Origin of the sequence: Streptomyces sp. NPDC006265 (assembly GCF_040613555.1) — a bacterium.
Taxonomy (GTDB): Bacteria; Actinomycetota; Actinomycetes; order Streptomycetales; family Streptomycetaceae; genus Streptomyces.
The window spans coordinates 1-4,583 of the sequence record NZ_JBEXSH010000749.1 but is presented as its reverse complement, the minus strand read 5'-3'; the positions used below and the strand labels follow the sequence as shown (position 1 = coordinate 4,583).

Annotated in this window: 3 protein-coding genes and 2 pseudogenes; 4 read left to right on the top strand and 1 reads right to left on the bottom strand. The window is 73.3% G+C overall.

Going from position 1 to position 4,583, the window contains the following annotated elements:
• Positions 1-28: 28 nt before the first annotated feature.
• From ABZ281_RS39035 to ABZ281_RS39020, 4 genes and pseudogenes are all read left to right on the top strand, one after another.
• Positions 29-505: pseudogene (locus ABZ281_RS39035) on the top strand (beta-N-acetylglucosaminidase domain-containing protein); the annotation flags it as partial.
• 528 nt (positions 506-1,033) lie between these two features.
• Positions 1,034-1,285: pseudogene (locus ABZ281_RS39030) on the top strand (LLM class flavin-dependent oxidoreductase); the annotation flags it as partial.
• 144 nt (positions 1,286-1,429) lie between these two features.
• Entirely contained in the window at positions 1,430-1,891 is a 462-nt protein-coding gene (locus ABZ281_RS39025; RefSeq protein ID WP_356662744.1) for a GNAT family N-acetyltransferase, read from the top strand.
• A 47-nt stretch (positions 1,892-1,938) separates the two neighbouring features.
• Entirely contained in the window at positions 1,939-2,739 is an 801-nt protein-coding gene (locus ABZ281_RS39020; RefSeq protein ID WP_356662743.1) for a class I SAM-dependent methyltransferase, read from the top strand.
• Between the two features lie 46 nt (positions 2,740-2,785).
• Here ABZ281_RS39020 and ABZ281_RS39015 read toward each other — a convergent pair whose 3' ends face one another.
• Positions 2,786-3,964 carry a winged helix DNA-binding domain-containing protein gene (locus ABZ281_RS39015; RefSeq protein WP_356662742.1) on the bottom strand — a complete coding sequence of 393 codons (1,179 nt, stop codon included), beginning with the start codon at positions 3,962-3,964 and terminating at the stop codon, positions 2,786-2,788.
• Positions 3,965-4,583: the final 619 nt, after the last annotated feature.

Here is a 4,583-nt window from a genome sequence, read left to right as displayed (position 1 = left end):
CTCGTCGGCCGCCCTGCTGGCCAATGCGATGCAGCAGCCGGAGGCGTCCCGCATCCCGCTGTTCACCGCCGCCGACTACGCCTGGAACCCGCGCGCCTACCGGCCCGGGGAGTCCTGGCGTGCCGCGATCGCCGACCTCGCGGGCGGGGACCGGCGTCGCGAGCAGGCCCTGGCCGCGCTGGCCGGCAACGACGCGTCGTCGGTCCTGGACGACGAGGAGTCGGCGTATCTGCGCCCGCTGACCGAGGCGTACTGGGAGTCCCACACGGCGGGCGGCGCGGGCACCGGCGGTGACGCCGCGCGGCGGCTGCGCGAGGCCTTCACCGTGCTGCGCGAGCTGCCCCGGCGACTGTCCGGAAGCGGCCTCGGCTCCGAGGTCGCCCCCTGGTCGGAGCAGCTGGCGTCGTACGGCGAGGCGGGCACGGCCGCGCTCGGCATGCTGGACGCGCAGCGCGCCGGGGACGCGGCGGCGGCCTGCAGGGCGTACCGCAGGCTCGGCGCGCTGCGGGCCCGGCTGGAGTCGGCACCGGTCGAGGTCGGCACGGACGTGCTGGACCCCTTCCTGCAGCGGGCGCAGAAGTCGTACGCGGCCTGGTCGGGCATCCACCACGAGCCGCCCCGCAACCCCGGTGACGGCCGCGCCCTGCGCCTCCCGCAGCCCCGGGCGCTGACCGCCGTGACGGCCCTGACCGAGCCGGGCACCGAGGGCGGCGTCGAGGTGCATGTGCCGGGGCAGGGCTGGCGTGAGGCGGGCCGGCTGGACCGGTCCGGGGCGACCGAGGTGCGGCTCGGGACCCGCGCCGACGCCCTGCGGGTCACCGGTCCCGCGCCCTCCCGCGTGCACCACCTCATCCCCTGGTTCACCGACTCCCCCGCCGTCTCCCTCGGCCTGCCCCGCGACCGGGCGGACGTCGAGACCGGCCGGACCGAGCGGCTGACCGCCCGGCTCGGATCGCTGCGCCCCGCCGACGCCCGCGGCAGGCTCACCGCCGAGGCGCCCGAGGGCGTCCGCGTCCGGGTGCCGAAGGACCCCGTCGTCGTCTATCTGCTCACCGCCACCGGGCCCGACGCCGACACCCGGTTGCGTGCGGAACTCGTCGCCGAGGGTCTCGACTCCGTACCGGACCTCGGGGTCGCCGGAGACGCCGGAGCCGTCGCGAAGGCCGTCGAACGGCTGGTCGAGGCCGGGGCCGACAGCGTCGTCCTGCAACCGACGGCGGACGAACCCGACCCGGAGGGGTTCGTGCGGTTCGCGGCGGAAGAGGTGCGTCCGCTCGTCCCCTGAGGCCCGTTGCCATGAGAACAGGTCCCGGCGGCCGGACAGAACAACGGGAGGACAGCCCAGCAGGACGTCAGTCAGTGCCCGAGCCACGACCAGCGGAACCTGAGTATCAGCATCAATGTCAGTGGTCGCTGCCAGACTCCCGGCATGAGCGATGACGACGTGGACGTGCGTCTGCGCGACGTGGTGGAAGCCGACCTCGAGTTCTTCCTGGCGTACGAGCACGATCCGGAAGCCGTTCGGCGGTCGAGGTTCACCCCTCGGCCGCGGGAGGCGTTCCTGCGGCACTGGAAGACCAAGGTCCTCGGGGACGACACCGTCTTCGTGCAGGCCGTGACCGTCGACGGTGAAGTCGCCGGCAGCATCGTCGCCTGGTGGGACGCGGACCGCCGCTTCCTCGGGTACTGGCTCGGACGCCCCTACTGGGGCCGCGGCATCGGCAGCCGCGCCCTCGCCCTCTTCCTGGAGCGGGAGCGGAACCGGCCCCTGCACGCCGACCCCGCCGGCGACAACACCGGCTCCGTGCGCCTCCTCGAGAAGCATGGCTTCCAGCGGACCGGCACCGTCCGGCACGGGGACAACGAACACGTCATGCTCGTCCTCGCGTGAGCAGAAATCGCGTGACGTCCCCGTCCACCCCCCGCCACCATCCCTCCATGGCAGAGCACCGGAACACGCACCCCGCCACCTTCGAAGACCTCCTCGCCGAAGGGGCCTCCGTCCCGACAGAAGGCTGGGACTTCTCCTGGTTCGAAGGGCGGGCGACCGAAGCACGTCCCTCCTGGGGATACGCCCGTTCGATGTCCGAGCGTCTCGGCCGGGCGAGTGCGGTGCTCGACGTGCAGACCGGGGGAGGAGAGGTGCTGGACTTCGCCCTCGCCACGGCCCCCGCCCCGAAGCCGCCCCTCCTCAGCGTCGCCACCGAAGGCTGGCCCCCCAACGTCGCCAGGGCCACCGCCCTGCTCCGCCCGCACGGCGTCGCCGTCGTCGCCGCTGCCGAGGACGACCCGCTGCCCTTCGCCGACGGTGCCTTCGACCTGGTCGTCAGCCGCCATCCGGTCCGCCCGCACTGGGACGAGATCACCCGCGTCCTCCGGCCCGGCGGGACATACTTCGCCCAGCACGTCGGCCCGAGCAGCGCTTTCGAACTCGTCGAGTACTTCCTCGGGCCCCAGCCGGACGGTGTGCGCAGTGCCCGCCATCCCGACCGTGAGCGCGCCGACGCCGAGGCCGCCGGGCTCGACGTCGTCGATCTGCGGGCGGAGCGGCTGCGGATGGAGTTCCAGGACATCGGCGCGGTCGTGCACTTCCTGCGCAAGGTGGTCTGGATGGTCCCCGGCTTCACCGTCGAGGCGTACGAACCGCGACTGCGGGAGCTGCACGAGCGCATCCGCGCCGAGGGCCCCTTCGTCGCCCACAGCACCCGCCACCTCTTCGAGGCTCGCAAGCCCGGATGACGCATGACTTCGGCACACGGATGCGGCGACGCCCACGACCGCCCGGTCACGTGTGCGGACCCACCGTCACCTCCCTCACCACCAGCTCCGGCGTCGCTTCCAGCACCTCACCCACCCGCTCCACCTGCTCGCCCAGCTCCCGTTCCTGCCGTGCCGTCAGCCGGACGAGCGGCTCGACCGTGACGGTCGTACGACGGCCCCGGCGCCGCTGGTGCCACACCCCCGCCACGACACCGTCGACGAGCAGCACCGGGTAGTTGCCCGCCTGCCCGCCCCCGAGGGTCCGCTGGTACGCCGCTCCGGGGAACAACCGCTCGCGGGGCTGTCCGGCGATGACGTACGCGTCGAAATAGGGGAGCAGGCGCACACCCCGTGGCGGGCCGTCCGGGAAGTCGGTGTCGCCCGCCGCCACCCACGCCGGTGTCCCCTCGAAGCGGACCTCCTCGATGCGGCCCACCGCGGCCAGTTCGCCGAACAGCGCCGTGGCCCAGCCGGGCGGCGCCGCCAGCCGGCGCGCGAAGTACTGCGGCGTCGCCGGGCCGTACGCGTGCAGATAGCGGTGGACGAAGGCATGCACTGTCTCTCCCGTGTGCCCGGTGTCGCCCGGGTCCGCCTCCAGGTCCCCGGGCAGCGGGCGGGTGTACGTCGCCTTGCGCCCCCGGTTCGGGCCGAAGCACAGCGTGCCCGCCCAGCCGGCCCGGTGCATCACCTGGCGCCAGCACGGCCACAGATCCTGGAACGCGGGGGTCACGCGGCCGCCGGCCCAGGAACCCGTGCGGGCGACGACCTCCTCGGACAGTTCGTCGAGGGTGAGGAACCTGCCGTCGAGTGCGTCGCCGATCGCCGTGACGACCTGGCCCGCCTGCTCCTCGGTGAGCCGTACGCCGGGCGGGAACGGGCTCGGGCCGGTCGGCACCGCGGTCAAGGCCGCCGAAAAGAGGGGGAGTTCCCGGGCCGGGAGGAGATGCACGGTGCCGCGCGGGCCGTACGTCTTGATCAGGGACCGGTCGTCCCACAGTGCGGCCCGTACGTCCGCCCGCGTGACCCCGTCCGCCCGCATCCCCACCGACACCTCGGCCGCGGAGAGCACCTGCGCGTGCGCGCCCGGCATCGCGCCGGCCACCTCGGCGACCGGTGTGCCGGTCCCGGCCGGTCCGGCCAGGAACTGCCGCTCCGCCCGGCGCGCGTTCGCCGCGTCCCACGTGATCTTCGCGGTCGTCGTCATGGTGCGACGCCAGACGCGGAAGAGGACAGATCCCGGCCTATACCCCCGGTCGGCCCATGCCACTCGCGGGCCACTCCTTTCACCCACTGCACTTGCGTATCTTCCGACGAGAGTCTTCACATCGTTATCGCCCACCGCTCGCCTCCGCGCCGCCGCTCACGTAGGTTCGGACCAGAGTATTCGCGTGTGCAAAGCTGCGCGGACGGCACCGCGCGGTGGAGGGGGCTGCGCGGTGTCAGGGCCTCGCCGTCGAACCGACGCGCCGGTGATGCGAGTCGGCAAAGCGGTGAATCGGGGTCGCCCCCGGGGTGGTGACGGTCAAGCCGGCGCTCGCGGCCGGGTCACCCGTCCGGGGGGATGGGTGGACAAGTCACCCGAGTGGACCCCAAGGTGTGGCAAATCCTCCGGATCCTGCCCCGGTGTGCCCGATTCCCCAGCGTATGCGCAGTGTTTCGGCCAGAGGTGAGCCGTGAACGAAGGCTTCCGCGGGCATCGCCGCGTCGCCGGGCGGCTCCGGAGAGTAGTCAACCCCGGGTGCACTCCCGCGGGCTCCCGGCGGAACGCCCATTCTGCAGACAATCCGCAAAATACTCCGCCCGGCCGTGTCCTCGGCACGTGT